The organism is Allofrancisella inopinata, assembly GCF_012222965.1.
GTDB lineage: Bacteria > Pseudomonadota > Gammaproteobacteria > Francisellales > Francisellaceae > Francisella > Francisella inopinata.
The window spans coordinates 1,307,228-1,324,898 of sequence record NZ_CP038241.1 but is presented as its reverse complement, the minus strand read 5'-3'; the positions used below and the strand labels follow the sequence as shown (position 1 = coordinate 1,324,898).

The window sequence follows — 17,671 nt, the reverse complement described above, 5'->3', positions numbered from 1 at the left end:
GTTATTTACCTGCTGTTGGATCACCCATTTCTATAACTTGAAGAGAGTTTTTTTCATTTGTTGCTGGGATACTCATCTGAGTGATACCTTTTATAAGTCCATGGTGAATATGAAGAATTTGTAACCCAGGGTGGGAGCCACTATGAACTTCATAGGCATCAGCTGGTACTGATATCTCAAGTTCGGTCTTTACTTCAAACACACTTAACCATATAGTTTTATCTTTATCTTTAAATGCTATTTGCTCTTTATTTAATTTTCCTGGCTTTAGTTTAACAATTAAAGAGTCCGAATTACCTTGTTTTTTTTCAATCTTAGTTTTTGATGATAAGCATATTTTAAAATCATAAACTTCACCAGGATTAGACCTTGCATGAAACCCTAAGATAGCACCGCTAATAGCTGTTGTTGTACCATCATCTTTTTTTCTATCATATACACCTGCTATATTTTCTATAGTTACTTTTTCGCTGCCAGATTTTACTTCAAGTCCTCCTTTTTCAATCAATAGTAAAGGGGCTTCAGTTTTAATAAACATCTCACTTTCTGCACACCCAAAATAATGGTCTATTTCTAAACCTCTTCTATCGTATTTTACACATTCTGTAGGTCTCATTTTTTTTCCTCTAAAGTTTTATTTAGTTAATTACATTTTTACGAGTCTAAACGCGTATCTATTTTCATTGTTACGTCCATACCTTCAAATTTGATATGTGGTAAAATTTCAATATGACACTTGTAGTGACCCGCCATACCTCTATTCTTTTCTACTCCTACACCCACGTTTTTAAAAGGGTAGTAAGATTTAGTTAAAGAATTGGGGTTTGGTGCTGTGGTTACATACTGATTTAACCATGATGTTATAGCGTTGCTAACCACGGTTTCATCAGCTTCTGACCCTATAACATCCCTTGTCATACATTTAACATAGTGTGCTATTTTTGACATAGAGAATGTATAAGGTAACTTGGTTACCATTTGGCTATTTTCTGAATCATTATCATTTTCAAACTCTTCTGCCAACTTAAGTGATTGAGCACTAAAAAAGCAAGCATTAGCAGTCTTTTTCTCATAAACCAAAGGTATAAATCCTGCTTTAGCTAAACCATACTCTTTATGATCTGGAATCAAATAATTAGTAGGTAAAACATAAGCATTAGCATCATGACTGTTATAGTTATATATAGGTAGACCTTCTACTAATCCACCACTAGTAGGCCCACAAATAGATTGGCACCACCCAGTTACTGTAAATGATCTATATAAGTTCTTAGCGAATAAAACAGCTGCGTTACCCCATAGACAGCTTTCATAAGGTTTAGAAATATCTACACTTTCTTTAAAGTTAGAGATGACTCCTTTACCCACTGGGTTTGTATCCGGATGGTATGGGGCTCTTAGCATAAAATTAGGTAGTGTCAGGCCAATGTAACCTGCTGACTTAGTCTTTCTAAAAGCGTTCCATCTGCCAAAGCGTGGATGAGCCATCATACTATCTATATCTTTTATTTCAGAAAGAGAGCTATAATCTTTACCACCAAAGAAATTAGGAGAGATTGCAGCTATAAAAGGAGCATGGGAAGCCTCAGCTATTTTACCCATGGTCATAAGCCATTCAATATCCTCTTGAGTCTTATCGAACTCGTAAAGACCTATTATAGAACCAAAAGGCTCTCCACCATATTGGTCATACTCGTGAACATATGTTTTTTGGAAAAGATCACTACTTAATATATCAGCTGCGTTCATTTCAAAATCTTCAGCTAATTCTTCTTTATCCACATCTAGAATAGCTAACTTAGTTTTATTATTATCTATAGAACTTGCTAATTCATAAACACTGCGCCAACTTTCTTCTAACTTTCTGAAAGTATCATCTTGTAAGACTTCCTGGACTTGAGAGCATATAACGTTATCTATTTTATCCATTAACTCTTGAGCAGATACCTTATTTATAGAGTCTTTTGAATTAGATAGCAAAAAAGCTAATGCCGATAGCATTCTGCCTTCATAATTTGTTGGTTCAATAGTATCAATGCTTCCGTAATTGACTATTTCAAAATTTTCTTTAGGCTCCAAATTTGCCGCTTGCAAAATATCACTACAAGATGCTAGTTTCTCTTTTATTTCACTCATATAATATTTACACCTCTTTGTTTTCTGGAGAATTTTCTATACGATAGCCACTATTATCGTCTAGCTTTAACTGTTGTATTAAGCTTTCTAGGGATTCTGGGCTAGCTGATAAATTATTCACTAGATTTCTAAATTTTCTGTTGTTATCAATTAGGGAAATATATTCTTTTAGAAGTTCTTTTACTTTCAGTAATTTTGAAAGTTCAGGTATGTTTTGAGCTATACTGTTTGGGTTAAAAGATTTCATAGACTTTAGAGGGATCTTTACATTTAGTACACCACTAGCAGGTTCGACATGATTTTCAACATTAATATCAAGTTGTATACCCATTTCTTGCATAACAGAATCTAGATTATTACTTTCTATTTCATATACTTTACGATTTGCTAGCTCTAGAGATTTCTCTTTTGAAGAGCCTTGAGAAAAATCCCCAATAACTAATTGCTTAAGTGGCAACTCTTTAGCCTGCTTTGTACCACTAACGTCCATATCATACGTGATATTGACACGAGATTTAGGTATAGTTTCATTAACTGACATGATTTATATTACACTCCTTTTGGTTTGCTTAAACTGATAGCTAAATTAAAGCTAACTTTATAATTATATAATTCTATACTCATTTACATTTTTGTTCAAGCATGTTTTGTAATTAATTATAATTTTTAATTATTTTCAATAAAAAGCTTTGAAGATTAAGTCTTGGTTTAAATATTAAGTGGTGGAATTAGTTGGAAAGGGTTGTTGATTTAAAGATGGTTATAGGAGATGTTTATGGCTGGCCTTTTATGACAAGATTTGAATAATAAAGATAAGGGTGATCATAAGGAATTATTACTACACAAAAATCCTATCAGTCCAAAAAATTGTATAATTAAGCTAACTTTATATAAAACTAATACACTTTGTCATCTTGGACTCATTTGACGGATCTCAATAAAATTAATGCTTATCGTAAAATCAACCATGTTACTAACTTTTTAGGGGATTTGTGTTTCTAATCTTAGAGCTCTAACTTTAGCTTGCAGCAGCTCTTGGTAATGAGGACATTAATCATATTAAACAACATGGTAAAAAAAACAGGTTACAATGAGTTGAAAAGATTAGAGTAGCTATAGACCTAACATCTTCTAGCTTGCATGAAGAGATTGATTTTTAGATTATACTACCAAACATATAAGTAGTGGAGGTGATTTCTATAATTTAATAACTAAAAGCTTTTCTAGTAGCGATTCTAGCTCTTTTAATAGCTAAGCGCTTAGCTATTTTTCTTTTCTCTGTTGGTTTGGTGTAGTGTTGTCTGTCGCGTAGCTCTTGCTTTATACCCGCTTTTTCACAAGCACGTTTAAAGTTTCTTAGACTTATATCAAATGGCTTACGTTCATCTACTCTAATACTAGGCATTATAGCACCTCAATATTTATAGCTTCAGGACCCTTCCTACCTTCTTGTGTTTCAAAAGCAACTTGTTGACCCTCAGAAAGAGTTGAGCCATTTAGTTTAGTAATATGTACAAAAACGTCTTTACTTCCGTTTTCAGGAGTTATAAATCCAAAACCTTTTTGTTCATTAAAAAATTTAACTGTACCTTGTAATTTATTGTTCATTTTATTCTCTTTAATTTTTATTGGTTTATTATATCCAGATATTAAATCTGACTAGTTGTATGGACGAAGTAATAATAATTTCAGGTTCAAACAAAAACTAAAATCACACATGAAAAATCAAATTAATGATGTTTCTTTTATCCTTACAAAGACGATGATATTATAAAATTGCTATAAAAGATAGTAAGAATAGTGTTTTTTCTTTGTTTATAATGTTTTTTTACGTATCACACACGTCACATTGTTATTTAAAAAACAATCTCTTGTTAAATTTACTACCTATAAAGAATTTCTCATATTTGTATACTCTTACTTTAGTAGGATGGAGGCTATAGGTATGGAGATGATAAATTTTGTAACTAATCGAGTTAGTTTATAATAACAATTAATAGGTGGTCAGATTGTATAGATGATTTAGTATCCGTTAGATTGCTGACTGGGGTTTAAAATAGTAATTAACATAGGAAGGAAAATGAATATTTTATTGGCAACATTTAAGGAAAGAAAAATATGTGTTATAGAGGGGTATATTTTTTATCTGTCAAGTGGTAAAAATTCTGCTAAAGCTGGGTTTACTAATACTTGGGTTCCGATAAGAGGTTTAGAGGAATCAGGGATTGGTTCGTTTGTCAAACCATATGTTCCTAGACGAAGTTCTTCTAATAGCGAAATAATTAAATTAGTGATGGGTGATGATTTTTTTGGTTATTATGAGAATAAAATAGGAGCTGAGTATGAAGATTTTCCTGATGAGTTATTAAAAGAACAGTTTTGTAGGCTAGGAAATATAAAAACAGCTTGTATTTCACTTAAAATCGGAGGAGGTTTTTGGAACTATAAGGATTTCTCAGAGTGTTCTTCAAGTACAGCTGAGATTATAAGAGCATACCTAGAGACTTCAAAATACTATGATTTAAATGACTTAGGCTATAATTTTGTTAATACTGGGAAGATATTTAAATCATATAAAGAAGCTCTTGATTGGCTTATAGTTGAACAGAATGCAATATTCTACGGTAATAAATTTCCTTCGTCCGAGGAGATTTTAGAGAATGAAAAAAAACAAAAGCAAGGATTTATAAATACGAGACGAGATAACTTTTATAATGAGGAATTTTATAATGAGGATAATGAAAAAAAACAAAAGCAAGGATTTATAAATACACGACGAGGTAACTTTTATAACGAGGGTGATTATAACGATGAATGCCTAACCCCAACATTTCCGGGGCTAAATGAACAGTGGTATAAAGAACAGCAAACACGGACAAAAGCAGCTACAAAAATTCAATCTATATATAGAGGGCAAGCTACTAGAAGCGCTATGCAAATGGAAAAAATGCGTATTTCTAAAGGGGTAAAAGCTATAGAAAAATCTGACGCTAAATTTTATTTAAATAAGCAAAAAGGAGGAATAACTGTAGGTAGAGAACATAATGCTAAACTCCATCCTATTTGTGTTTATTGTAAAGGAGCTGGTTTTATTGGACAAAATATTAAATGCACTTGCTGTAATGGATCTGGATATATATAAGTGTTAACTTAAGAATTCTAAAGCTCTGTAAAAGTAAAACTAGATATACTATAATGTAGCTAATTTATTTCCAGATAAAAATTGTATGTTAATCTATCTTTTTAAATGGCTTAGTCAGTATTTCTCGGCTTTTGACGTATTTAGTAGTTATGTTTCTGTGAGAATACTTATGATTACTATTACATCATTACTTATAACTTTATTACTCGGCTCTCCCATGATACGTTGGCTTCAAAAAATGCAAATTGGCCAAGTAGTTCGTGATGAAGGTCCAGAAAGTCATTTTTCTAAAAAAAATACCCCTACAATGGGCGGTGTCTTAATCTTATCGTCTATAGTTATATCGTCACTACTATGGGGGGATCTAAGTAGTATCTATCTTTGGATTTTAATTTTTGTAGTTTTATTTTTTGGAGCTATTGGATTTTTCGATGATTTTTTGAAACTTGTACTTAAGCACCCGAAGGGGCTGAGAGCAAAACATAAGTTTGCTTTACAATCTGTTTTCTCTATTATCTTAGCGATAGTTTTATTTGTTCTATTAGAAAAAAATGGTCAAATGAATTTATCTATACCATTTTCTAAAGACTTATACATCCCTATGGGAATAGTGCTTTTTACTGTATTAACTTTTTTTATTATAAACGGTAGTAGTAATGCTGTTAACCTAACAGATGGTTTAGATGGGTTAGCAATTTTGCCAGTTGTGCTTGTTGCTGCTGGGTTAGGAATATACGCGTATATTGAAACTAATTATAATTTATCAAGCTATTTGTTATTTAACTACCTTGGTAAACAAGGTCTGGCAGAAGTGACTGTATTTTGCGCGGCTATTTGTGGTTCTGGCTTGGCCTTTTTATGGTTTAATTCTCATCCAGCGGAAGTGTTTATGGGAGATGTTGGGTCACTCACGCTAGGAGCTGTACTTGGTGTAATAGCTATTATGATTCGTCAAGAGTTAATATTCTTTATCATGGGGTTATTATTTGTAGTAGAGGCTATTTCAGTAATCCTTCAAGTAGGATCATATAAGCTGAGAAATGGCAAAAGAATTTTTAAAATGGCTCCAATCCACCACCATTTTGAACTAAAAGGCTGGCCAGAAACAAAAGTAGTAGTACGCTTTTGGATAATTTCAGTGGTATTATTTCTAATAGGCTTGATCGCTATTAAGGTTAGATAGTGTCTGACTTTTATTTTAATGGATATAAAATCAATAAAATTTTACTAGTGGGGTTTGGTACTACTGGAAAAGCTATATATGATTTTTTGCAACAGTTTAATAACTTAAAGATAGATATTTCCCATAGTGATCAAGAGTTTCTAAATTATGATTTGGACAGTTATGATCTAATAGCATTAAGCCCTGGCATCCCAACGAATAAACACCCATATAACCCGCTTAAGGACTATAAGGATAAATTAACTAACGATATAGATATCTTCTATAAACAAATACAACATACAGATGTAAAAACTATAGCAATTACTGGCTCTAATGGTAAAAGTACAATAGTAACACTACTTAACTATGTCTTAAACCAATTAGGTCATAAAAGTATCCTTACTGGTAATATTGGTATATCGCCACTTTCTAAGTTAGCAGATGAGTTTGATTTTTGTGTAATAGAATTGTCAAGCTTTCAAATTGATTTATTACAAAAAGCAAATTTCACAATCGGGTGCGTGATTAATATTTCCCCAGATCATCTAGATAGATACAAAGATTTAGCCGAGTACACTCAATCGAAGCTAAATTTAGCGAATTTTAGCAAAGATTTTATTATGTATGATATTGAGGGTAAAGGCTTAAAGTATACTGGAAAATATACTTTAGTAGATAATAATATCTACAACGGCTCTTCAAAACTACTGAATATAACACAAACAAAATTGTATGGTCTACATAATTTAGAAAATATAGTAGTGGCGCTCAACATCCTAGAAAAACTAAGTGTAGATACCAATAAATCTATTGAGATAATAAAAACTTTTAATGGTCTTGATCACCGCTGTAAATTTGTCGATAAGATTAATCATGTTAGCTATATTAATGACTCTAAGGGAACAAATGTTGGTGCTACAATAGCAGCACTAAAGAGTATTACAGTTAGTAAAAATATTATTCTCCTATTGGGTGGTATCGCTAAGGGAGGTGATTTTACCTTGATGGAAGAGGTTTTACGAAAATTTGTGAAATTTGTAGTCATATACGGTAGGGATAAACATTATATTAAACAGCAAATTAGTAACTACTGTGAGTATCAGCTTTGTGATAACATGAAAGATGCTTTTGTTCTAGCACAACAAAAGTCTCAAAGTGGTGATATAGTATTGTTATCCCCAGCATGTGCTAGTTTTGATGAGTTTAGTGGTTATGCTGAACGTGGCAAAGTATTTGAAAAATTAGTTCTACAATTGAAACAGTAATTAGGAAATTAACTTAATGCTCTATAGATTAAAGCTTTTATTAACAAAACAGAACGCAAAGAGAGAAAGAGTCAGAGCAAAACTTGAGATAGATATTTCCTTAGTTTTTATAATGCTAGGGTTACTTGCATTTGGGTGGATTATGGTAACTTCTGCATCAATGGTTGTTGCATTAGATGATTATAATAATCCCTTTTTCTATTCGATCCGACAAGGTTTCTTTGCTATTGTGTCGATATTTTTATTTTTATTAGCTTTACTCGTTCCGACAAAAAATTATGAGAAAAATTTTAACGCTTTCTTTTTTATAATGCTTATAGTGCTAGTAGCTGTATTAGTGCCTGGAGTTGGTAAAAGCGTTAATGGAGCAAGACGCTGGATTCCTTTGGTAATTATTAATATTCAAGTTGCAGAATTAGCTAAACTTTTAGCAATAATATTTTTCTCTGGGTATGTTGCTACAAACCTTGAGAAAATGAGGAATTTTAAAGAAGGTATCTTAGTACCTATAACTCTATTAGGTTGTATAGCGATGCTCTTACTCATGCAACCTGATTTTGGTTCAACAGTGGTTATATCAATTTGTGTTTTAGGAATGCTTTTTGTTGCAGGTAGTAAAGTACGATGGTATGGTTTACTTTTAGCAGCTATGGTAATTATGGCTGCTATGTTAGTGATTATCTCACCTTATCGTATGCATAGAATCACAGGTTTTTTAGATCCTTGGGAAAATGCCAACGGCTCAGGTTATCAGTTAGTTCAAGCACTTATTGGATTTGGTAGAGGAAGTTGGTTTGGTGATGGGCTAGGAAATGGTGTTCAAAAGCAGTTTTTTTTACCAGAAGCTCATACAGACTTTATTACATCAGTTATAGCTGAAGAGATAGGCATAGTTGGTTTAATGATATTATTGGTGGTGTATTTGTTTATAGTTTTAAAAGCTATTAACATTGCTAAATTAGCATTTGAATTAAAGAGATATTATCAAGCATTTTTAGCATATGGTATAGGCTTTTGGATGGGGTTTCAGGTATTTGTAAATGTGGGAGTTAATACAGGAATATTGCCCACAAAAGGCTTAACATTACCGTTTATAAGTTATGGTGGTAGTAGCTTATTGATTATGTGTTACACAATAGGTATTTTGCTTAGAATTGACTTTGAAAACAAGCTTTTAGCAGATACTATCAACCCAAAGTATGTTTATAAAAAAAGTAAAGTCTAGTTCTTATTGGTTTGAGTATATATGATATTGCTTATTAAAATAATTACGGCAATCTGAACTATTAAGCAATAAAAGTGGGAAATTAGAAGCAAGGTGTCTTGAGATTTGATTATGATAATTAACATCTGTGCATCCTAATATTTTTAAATTTTTTAATTTTGGAATAAGATTTGTTATTTCATGATCGATAAAACCACTCTCTATATTATATTTACAATGTGAAATATTTAGTGACTTTAAATGTTTTAGGTTTATAGCTATAACGTTGAGCCTTTGGTCGTTAATGTAACAACTTGAAAGATCTAGTACTCTTAAATATTTTAAATTAGTAGAGATATCTTTTATTGCTTGGTTTCCAATGTTACAAGTTGAAAGATTTAGTTCGGTTATGGTGCTCTTCTCAGCTTCACCTTTAAGATTTTCTAAAATTCCTTTACCTGATAAGCTGTTATAATCTAATATTATAGATTGACTAATGCTTCCATCATTACTATCTTCTTTATCTGTACGCATTACTTAATAACATTTCCTTAGTTATGTTTTATCTCATAACAGTTTATTCATAATTTAAAAATAATTAAAATTTTTAATAAATATAAATAAAACTAAAAATAAATTTAAAAACTTAAGCATATACCACCATTTAACTTGAAAATAATTTTTTTTAATTTAAAATATATTAATAATTTTTATAAAAATAAATTTGCTGATTACAATAAGGAGGGCTGTGTTATGAATAAAAAATTAATAGGAGCGATGGCTATTATGCTGGCATTAGCTTCATTGTTAAATAGCTGCACACAGGAGGAGCACAGTGAGCAGCAGATATTAACAGATTGTCAAGGTATAATTTGCAGTATAGAATTAGATAATGTTGACCTGCTTAGATATACAAATGTAGTAGGCAAATCTGTGGATAAGGTACTAAAGCAAGAGGCTGTATCTGAGCCAGAATATAACATAACTTGGGTTATGTCAGATGGTCAGTTTGCTACAGACCAACAGTTAAGTGATAATGATTTAGCAACATGTAATGGTGATTGTACATATGACTCTAATCCAACCAGCTGGATATTTAATTCAGTAGGTTCACATCAGATTGGTATTTCTGGGACACTAACAAATCCAGATGGTTCTATTGAAAAAATTGATTTAGTAAAAACAGTAAATATTAATTATGGTAAAGCTAAAATAGAATCTGAGGTTATGGGGGGCTCTGTATTAGACTATAAATTTATAGCTAATATAACAGATACAGGTATCCCAGATGATGCAACCTTTACTTGGAAAGTAGATGGTACTGAAATCGGTACAGGTCAAGAGATAGATTATCTTTTTCCAAACGTAAATACAGCCTATAATGTAACTTTGGAGGTTTCTGTAAATGGAGAAGTAGTAACGACATCTACAAAAAATATAACTACTGGTACAGTTGTAGCACCACGATTAAGTAGTTCTCGATTTGGATTTTTAGATTATTCCTTATCGGTAGATTTAGCAGGTACTGGGATAACTGATGCTTGGACACTACAGTGGAGTTCAAATCCATCATCGGCAGCATTTTCTGCACCTACATCAGCTTATACAAATGTAACATTTGATAATTATAATACAACTTATACTGTAACATTAACAGCTACACCGCCAGGTGGTTCTGGAGCTGTAGCAGCTGCTATTCCTATCAATACAGGAGACGCTTTCGTACCAACAATGACTATGGTAGGCGGTAATTATTCTCAGATAGCACCAAGTGGAGTCGGTGAGGTTACAGGTATTACTTGGGTAAATACTGGAAGTGCAATTACTTTTACGTGTCCAAGTGGTTATGGGATTTTAGCTTCAATCCTTTCTCCAACTCCGGGTAATAAGGTAGAGGATAGTTATCCTGGTCGGGATGCGGCATTTTTTCTAAGACAAGATGGCGGAGTATATATTGATGATTTTCATGATATGGACTGGTTAGGATACACTAATAGTTATAGTGAGAGTGGAACGTCAACTCCTATAACTGGTGTCACATGTAACGAAGTGTTTGAAACTTAATACAGTCTAGAATTTAAGGAATAGGAATAAAAGAATGATATTTACTATTCTACTTACATTTTTTAGTTCCTTATAAATTTTTTGTTCGTCAAAATATAATAAACTACTTCTGGAACTCTCTTTCAACATACATGGACTCGCTTGATTAATCAATACTTTTTTGAATTTAGATAACCATTTTTTCTTCCTTTTTTTATTTCATTAATAAATTTATTTAAAAAGTATAATCACTGACATACATCTGGCATCTTAAGTGCCTTAATTAAATTTGTTGCCTAAAATAACTTATCAGTCTTAAGTATTCTAAACGATACATGTTGAAACAAAGTTTTATCCTAGGCAAGTTTTACACTTTTAAATAATCATTTTACTTATGTGATTAAGCGACTTGATTTAAATTGTAATCAATATCATACTTTGTCTTATTTGCTAATATGGACCAGGCAACTCTTGCATTTTTATTTGCAACCGCAATTAGGGTTTTACAATAGCCTGATCTTCTTAATTTCTCTTGTATCCATAAACTTTTTGTAGAGTTAGCAACAACAGATCTTGCCCCATGAATCAATAATGTTCTTAAATAAGTATTACCTCTTTTACTTATACCGAGCAATTTTGTTTTTTGGCCACTCGAGCTTTGTCTAGGGATTAAGCCTAGAAAAGCAGCAAAATGTCTACCATTTCTAAAGTTCTTAGGATCACCTAATATCGCAGTAATAGCTGTGCCAGATAATTCACCAATTCCTTCAATATCTAATAACCTTTGACATGGCTCTTGGGATTTAGCTAGCTGCTTAACTTTAACATTATATAATTCTACTTTTTTACCCAAATATAAAAACTCATCATATAAATCTCGTACGAAATCTTTTGTTAAAGCTGTTAGCTGACTATTTGTATCTGCTAGTATTTCAAGTATAGCTTTACTTAAACAACAATGGCCTTGATTTATAGCAATACCATACTCTAATAATAAACATCTTATGTAGAGATTGGTTATCTTGTTGATCAATACTCTTAGCATCAACGTATCTCATACTTGGTCTACTAGCTGCCTCTGCTATAGCTTGTGCATCATTAGCGTCATTTTTATTTGTTTTCACAAATGGTTTTACGTATTGTGGGGATATTAATTTGACAGTGTGACCGATTTTAGTAAATTCTCTATACCAATAATTTGAGCCACTACATGATTCCATAACAATTGTGCATTTTGGGATATTAGCGATTGTTTGAAGCAAACTATCTCTTTTTATGCGTCTTTTATAAACACATTTACCAAACTTATCGTTGCCGTGTAATTGGAAAATATTTTTTGCAATATCTATAGCTAATATTGTAATATTCATTATAGACTCCTGTGGACTGTTTAGGTTTGTTATTTAAGTATAACAACTTGCTCTTTGAAGCATCACTGCTCCAGCAAGCGAGTCCATTTAATCAGTTCCATTTTATAACTTTGAGACTACAATTTAAGAAATTACAATATAACTTTCTAAATCGAATAAAACAATAAAGCCAAAGGACTAAAGGCTATAGCTTCCTTAAAAGGATTATTAACTTTTTTGAGATGTTTTTTGAGCATTGTGTAGTGAATTTTATTTATCTTTTCTAGAGGTTTATATTTTTTATCTAGTTTAACTGGTTTGTAATTATTTAACCATTGTAGAGCAATTTGATCAAATTCGGTTTTAGATATATTAGGTATTATCCTTTCATCAAAAATTATATGATTATAAAAATGTTTAGGTATACAAAAAATATGTCTAATTATTTCATTATTAGCATTTAATTGTTTTATATCATCAATATTTACATCATTAAAATCATTTAAAAAAAGAGCTTTAAGAGTTTCTATACCTAAGAAATTATTGTAAATATGAGAATAAAAGTCCCTCTCAGTTTTGCTGCTATTTTCTAGCGAATAGCTGATATCTACTATTAAGTGTTTATACAAAGTGTTTTTATCAAAGATTTCAGCTAATTTTTTTAATTGTGGTGAAAATATGGTTTTATCATTTTTTAAGCTATTTATTTCTTTTAGCCACCAGTTCATTTTTTCATTAGCAACTTCAATATTATTATATAGCTCTGTACAAGATATAATTTGCGATTTTATTTGATCCAATAAGTAAAGTTTTTCTTTTTTATCATCACTAAGTTTACGATAAGCAAAATATACAACGCTTCCGTAGTTAGGTAGTTTATCGGTTGGATAATGAAAATAGTTATATTGCATTTTACACCTTTTCAAAAGCTACTATATAGTTAACATCAGTATTCTTACCTAATTTAAAAGAGTTAGTAATAGGATTATAATGAATGCCAATTATTTCTAAAGGTTTAAAACCATATTTTTCCGCTACTTTTATTAGCTCATATGGTTTTATAAATTTGCTGTATTGGTGAGTGCCTTTAGGAACCATTTTTAAAATATGTTCAGCAGCTACTATTGATAGTAGATAAGATTTGAGATTTCTATTTAACGTTGAAGCAAAAAATAAACTTCCTTGCCTTGCAAGTTTGGATATTGAGGCTACCACACTCTCAGGATCTGGAACGTGTTCTAACATTTCCATACATGTAATAAGGTCAAACTGATCCTTTGTAACTGCAGCAAACTCTTCTATAGTCGAGTTTATATAGTTTATGTCCAGATTATTACTTTTAGCATGCCCTTTGGCCACATTTATGGCTTCACCTGAGGCATCTAGACCATAAACTTTATTGTTTTTTGTGACAAGTGATTCTGTAAGAATCCCACCACCACAGCCTATATCAAAAACTTTTTTATTATCAAGAGTAGTATGTTGTTTTATAAATTCTAAACGTAAAGGATTAACTTGGTGTAAGGTCTTTAGCTCACCATTTGGATCCCACCAACCGTTTGCTAAGCGTGAAAATTTATCCACTTCATTGTTATCTAAGTTATTCATGACCACTAAAGCTATAGATTTTTTTAAAATACTTGAACCAATGATATCAAAGATCAGCTGTTAAGAAAATTTTTATTAGAGTTTTGGGACTTAATTTACTATAATTGGTAGGTTGTGTTTTTACTAACTATAAAAAGAGATAAGCTTAATGAAGTTGACAAATTTTATACTATTGCTTTCAGCAGTTGGAATAACAGTCAGTGGTTGTTCTAATATGAAAACTACAAAGGATAAGCGAGACCCTTTTGAAAACTATAACAGAGGCATGTATTCTTTTAATGATAAAGCTTATGATGCTCTCACTCCAGTTGCGAAAGGCTATGATTATGTGATGCCAGATTCTGTACAAACAGGAATTTTTAATATGTTTCAGAACCTACTTGAACCTGCAAGAGTAGTCAATGATATGTTTCAGGGACAGTTAAGCTATGCTGGTGATGATAGTATTAGGTTTTTAACAAATACAACTTTTGGGATTTTAGGTTTCTTTGATGTAGCAGATGACTGGTTTGGTAAGCAGATGAGATACCATCAAAGCTTTGCTGTAACCTTACATAAGTGGGGTGCCTATGATGAGAATGAAGCATCTCCTTATGTTGTTTGGCCACTTTTGGGTCCAGGCACTTTAGAGGATGTAGCAAATGGTGTGGATGCTCTGTTTAATCCTCTTACATATGTATTTTTCTTCGCACCCATTGGTCCGGCAGCTTCGTATATAGTAAGCTGGGGTATCTATGGGACGTATCAAATTAACCAAGGGGTGGCTTACTTACCAGCATATTCTAATTTAAAAGAAGTTTCAATAGACCCTTATATAGCTATGCGTAATGCGTATTTACAAAACTATGACTATGGCATGGCAAAGATTCTTAAACAAGAACTAAAAGCAGATAGTGATGCTCTAGAGACAGATAAGGCTGTACTTGGGGTTTTAGGCTATGAAGGTACTGATGTGGAGTCACAAATGGCATCAAGTGGGAATGTGTCTATAAATAAATCTGTAGAACCGCCTATGATGCTTAAGAGTAAGTTAGATAAGATAAATGAAGCTTCTCAGGTTGATGAGGCTTTTGATCAGAGTTACTCTAATGATAGCAAAGTTATTGACTTGGCTAACTTAGATGGTGACACTAAAGCAAATGATATTGATGAGTCTAAAGCAAATGATATTGATGAGTCTAAAGATATAGGTATCCAGCTTCGTAATGCAAAAGCTGAGCTACCTGGTAATGCTGATGATCCACAAACCCTAATCCAAACAATAAAAGAGCAAGACTAAGACGGTTGTCGTCTAGTGTATCCACCAGGCACTGTTTCAACAAGAGATTTCATTTCTAGTTCAAATAGTAATTCACTAATTTTATGGTAAGGTAAACAAGTGTTGTTAATGATTTGATCAATAGTGGTTAGACTGTTATTGATACTATTAAGAACCGCTTTTTGCTCATCATTAATTTCTATAGTATCCAACGTATTAATAATTCTAGGGCTATTATTGATATTTAGTTCTTCTAGGATGTCAGAAGCATTACTAACTAATTTTGCTCCTTGTTTTATTAGTTCATTACAACCACTACTTGAGGTATTAAAAATGCTTCCAGGAATTGCAAATACTTCTTTATTTTGCTCAAGTGCTAGCTCAGCAGTAATTAAAGAGCCACTTTTTTGTGCTGCTTCAACTACCAAAACACCTTTAGACAAAGCGCTAATTATTCTATTTCTCTGTGGAAAATTGTGTCTAAGAGGCTCTACTCCAAGGTTAAATTCGGAAATAATAAGACCTTGGTTAGATAAAATATTTTGGTATAAGGTGGTATTAGATTTAGGATAAATAACATCAATACCTGTGCCTATAACTGCTATGGTTTTAAGATTATTCTCCAAAGCGTACTGGTGTGCCAGAGTGTCAATACCATAGGCTAAGCCACTGGTTATAGTTATATTGTGATAAGCTAGTTCACTAATAATTTTCTGTGTAACATTTTTTCCATAACTAGTGTGATTACGAGCCCCGACAATAGCTAGTTGGTAAGTATCAAGTAAATCAACGTTACCCAAACAATATAATATTATAGGCAGATTAGAAATTTGCTTTAGTTCACAAGGATATTTTTTATCAAAATATGTTATCAGTGAGTTGCTTGATTTGCTTAGCCACTTATTAACTTTGTCCAAATATGGTAAATATTTTTTCTCTACTAAGTAATCTAAAGTTTCTTTACGAAGAGATAATTGTTTTTGATAGTGTGAAGGGCTATTTACCAAATCATCCAAATCAATATTGCTACTAATAGCTGCATTAAAGCGACTATTACTAAAGTAAGGAGATATAGCTAGTATTAGACAATTTTTTGTTGTAGTTTTCATTACAAAACTGTAGTAGCCATAGAGTTTTTTGTGATCTCTTGGAGAGAATTTACTATCAAAACAAGGGCATAATGGTCCGATTGACGATATGCAAAGCCATGACCAATGTACTTTGGAGGCACTGGATAGCCATCAGCTCTTGATTCTGGTTCATAAAGTATCATTTCAGCACCAAGTTTTAGACCATCAGTGGCTCCTTTGTTGATTAAGATACTATTGTAGCTAAACGAGAATGTACCCGTATTCATAATATCTTGCATTACATTAGCAGTTATTTTACTGTCCATTTTAAAGCTCTCTGCTGGTAGTGGATTGGAAAAAACGATGTCGTTTGGAATTACGTAGTCACCTACAGAAGCTTCCTGTTTAAGATCGGTGATAGTAAGAGCAGTTATACCTTTATAGGTATAGTTGTATTGAGCTGACCCTATTTTATACACTTTTTTATCAGGGTTATACGCGTTTATAGGTTTTGGTTCAGAGATGATACTAAAGTTTTTATTGTCTTCTCTAGTAGGATACTGTTTATTTGCAAAGATTTTGAAATTAATACCCAAAACAGGTCTTTTCTCACGACTGTCATATATCTTAGCCATTTCATCTACTTGATTATCGTTAAGTAGATAAATGTTTGAGAAAAATTTTGTATAATTACTAATTTTAACGTGTTTGATACGGTCATTAATGTTGTCAACTTGATCTACAAGTTTACTCTTAAGGGTTATCTCTACTCTTTGATTTATTTCTCTATTGGCATTAGAGTCATTAGGGGCTATAGGATCTTGGTATCCTAAAGCTTGGATTTCGATACCATCAGGCTTTATACCTTTGTTTATTAGGTATTCTCTGACGCTAGAAGCTCTATCTTTAGAAAGGCGAAGGTCGTGTTTTGTCAGCAGGTCATTATGTTTTATTAGTTTAGAGTCTATTTTTCCAGCGTACCCTTTGATTACAAAGTTAGTATCACCAGTTAGTTTTAGGTACGCATATAATTTATTAAGAGTTTCTTTAGCTTGGTCGTTTAAAGTAAAGCTATCTGCACTAAATTTAATATTTGTCTCTATGAAGTCAGGTCCTTTTACTCTTTTTAGGCATATGAAGGATTGTTGAGATTGAAGTAAGTCTGGAGTACATGAGTCAAGAGTGGGATAAGTTATAGGTTTTTGATCTTTATCCATAGAAGCGCAGCTTATTAGGAGTGTTGATAGAAGTGCTATAGATAAAATGTGTATATAGTTTTTCATACTGATAAAACTTAAAATTATTTCTTAACTAATAATTCTACTATAAACGTTCGCCTTAAAATAGTCTTTATAAAAATTGTTGAATAAAACAGTGAAAGTTTATTGTGTACTATATATCCCGTCATCAACTATGTTACTGACAGTATGA

General features: G+C 32.0%; 16 protein-coding genes and 1 pseudogene. 6 read left to right on the top strand and 11 right to left on the bottom strand.

Going from position 1 to position 17,671, the window contains the following annotated elements; translation table 11 throughout:
• Position 1: 1 nt before the first annotated feature.
• The 5 genes from E4K63_RS06080 to E4K63_RS06060 form a co-directional block, all read right to left on the bottom strand.
• Positions 2 to 616, bottom strand: a complete 615-nt coding sequence (locus E4K63_RS06080; RefSeq protein ID WP_133941087.1) for a hypothetical protein — start codon at positions 614 to 616, stop codon at positions 2 to 4.
• Positions 617 to 654: 38 nt separating this feature from the next.
• Positions 655 to 2,136 (bottom strand): type VI secretion system contractile sheath large subunit, encoded by a 1,482-nt coding sequence (gene tssC, locus E4K63_RS06075; RefSeq protein WP_133941085.1) that lies wholly within the window; start codon positions 2,134 to 2,136, stop codon positions 655 to 657.
• A 7-nt stretch (positions 2,137 to 2,143) separates the two neighbouring features.
• On the bottom strand, positions 2,144 to 2,677 hold the full coding sequence (tssB, locus tag E4K63_RS06070) for a type VI secretion system contractile sheath small subunit (RefSeq protein ID WP_133941084.1): 534 nt from the start codon (positions 2,675 to 2,677) through the stop codon (positions 2,144 to 2,146).
• A gap of 663 nt (positions 2,678 to 3,340) precedes the next feature.
• The gene (rpsU, locus tag E4K63_RS06065) at positions 3,341 to 3,541 is read right to left on the bottom strand and encodes a 30S ribosomal protein S21 (protein WP_133941082.1); all 201 of its coding nucleotides are present in this window, start codon (positions 3,539 to 3,541) and stop codon (positions 3,341 to 3,343) included.
• The gene (locus tag E4K63_RS06060; protein WP_039125473.1) at positions 3,541 to 3,744 is read right to left on the bottom strand and encodes a cold-shock protein; all 204 of its coding nucleotides are present in this window, start codon (positions 3,742 to 3,744) and stop codon (positions 3,541 to 3,543) included. The genes rpsU and E4K63_RS06060 overlap by 1 nt, the downstream gene beginning before the upstream one ends.
• Before the next feature lie 472 nt (positions 3,745 to 4,216).
• Here E4K63_RS06060 and E4K63_RS06055 point away from each other — a divergent pair, with 472 nt between their 5' ends.
• The 4 genes from E4K63_RS06055 (at position 4,217) to ftsW (ending at position 8,933) form a co-directional block, all read left to right on the top strand.
• Entirely contained in the window at positions 4,217 to 5,278 is a 1,062-nt protein-coding gene (locus E4K63_RS06055; protein WP_133941080.1) for an IQ calmodulin-binding motif-containing protein, read from the top strand.
• An 85-nt stretch (positions 5,279 to 5,363) separates the two neighbouring features.
• Complete coding sequence (gene mraY, locus E4K63_RS06050) at positions 5,364 to 6,461, top strand: phospho-N-acetylmuramoyl-pentapeptide-transferase (RefSeq protein WP_133941078.1); 1,098 nt, start codon at positions 5,364 to 5,366, stop codon at positions 6,459 to 6,461.
• Positions 6,461 to 7,708 (top strand): UDP-N-acetylmuramoyl-L-alanine--D-glutamate ligase, encoded by a 1,248-nt coding sequence (gene murD / locus E4K63_RS06045; protein ID WP_133941076.1) that lies wholly within the window; start codon positions 6,461 to 6,463, stop codon positions 7,706 to 7,708. The genes mraY and murD overlap by 1 nt, the downstream gene beginning before the upstream one ends.
• A gap of 16 nt (positions 7,709 to 7,724) precedes the next feature.
• On the top strand, positions 7,725 to 8,933 hold the full coding sequence (gene ftsW, locus E4K63_RS06040) for a putative lipid II flippase FtsW (protein ID WP_133941074.1): 1,209 nt from the start codon (positions 7,725 to 7,727) through the stop codon (positions 8,931 to 8,933).
• A gap of 3 nt (positions 8,934 to 8,936) precedes the next feature.
• Here the strand turns inward: ftsW and E4K63_RS06035 are convergent, their stop codons facing one another.
• Complete coding sequence (locus tag E4K63_RS06035; protein WP_133941072.1) at positions 8,937 to 9,446, bottom strand: leucine-rich repeat domain-containing protein; 510 nt, start codon at positions 9,444 to 9,446, stop codon at positions 8,937 to 8,939.
• A 219-nt stretch (positions 9,447 to 9,665) separates the two neighbouring features.
• Here E4K63_RS06035 and E4K63_RS06030 point away from each other — a divergent pair, with 219 nt between their 5' ends.
• The gene (locus E4K63_RS06030; RefSeq protein ID WP_133941070.1) at positions 9,666 to 10,976 is read left to right on the top strand and encodes a DUF3281 family protein; all 1,311 of its coding nucleotides are present in this window, start codon (positions 9,666 to 9,668) and stop codon (positions 10,974 to 10,976) included.
• Between the two features lie 379 nt (positions 10,977 to 11,355).
• Here E4K63_RS06030 and E4K63_RS06025 read toward each other — a convergent pair.
• The 3 genes and pseudogenes from E4K63_RS06025 to ubiG all read right to left on the bottom strand — a co-directional run bounded on the left by E4K63_RS06025 (position 11,356) and on the right by ubiG (position 13,912).
• Positions 11,356 to 12,325 (bottom strand): annotated as a pseudogene (locus E4K63_RS06025) (IS110 family RNA-guided transposase).
• A gap of 146 nt (positions 12,326 to 12,471) precedes the next feature.
• Complete coding sequence (locus tag E4K63_RS06020) at positions 12,472 to 13,215, bottom strand: hypothetical protein (protein ID WP_133941068.1); 744 nt, start codon at positions 13,213 to 13,215, stop codon at positions 12,472 to 12,474.
• Between the two features lies 1 nt (position 13,216).
• A complete protein-coding gene (gene ubiG, locus E4K63_RS06015) occupies positions 13,217 to 13,912 on the bottom strand; it encodes a bifunctional 2-polyprenyl-6-hydroxyphenol methylase/3-demethylubiquinol 3-O-methyltransferase UbiG (RefSeq protein WP_133941066.1) in 696 nt (231 codons plus the stop codon).
• Between the two features lie 148 nt (positions 13,913 to 14,060).
• Between ubiG and E4K63_RS06010 the strand changes: the two genes are divergently transcribed.
• Positions 14,061 to 15,191: an MlaA family lipoprotein gene (locus E4K63_RS06010; protein WP_133941064.1), complete on the top strand. Its 1,131-nt coding sequence runs from the start codon at positions 14,061 to 14,063 to the stop codon at positions 15,189 to 15,191.
• Here the strand turns inward: E4K63_RS06010 and dprA are convergent.
• Both dprA and E4K63_RS06000 read right to left on the bottom strand, forming a co-directional pair.
• A complete protein-coding gene (gene dprA / locus E4K63_RS06005) occupies positions 15,188 to 16,279 on the bottom strand; it encodes a DNA-processing protein DprA (protein WP_133941062.1) in 1,092 nt (363 codons plus the stop codon). The two genes, E4K63_RS06010 and dprA, sit on opposite strands and share 4 nt — an antisense overlap.
• Positions 16,279 to 17,523 (bottom strand): OmpA family protein, encoded by a 1,245-nt coding sequence (locus E4K63_RS06000; protein WP_133941060.1) that lies wholly within the window; start codon positions 17,521 to 17,523, stop codon positions 16,279 to 16,281. Before E4K63_RS06000 ends, dprA begins: the two co-directional genes overlap by 1 nt.
• Positions 17,524 to 17,671 lie beyond the last annotated feature (148 nt).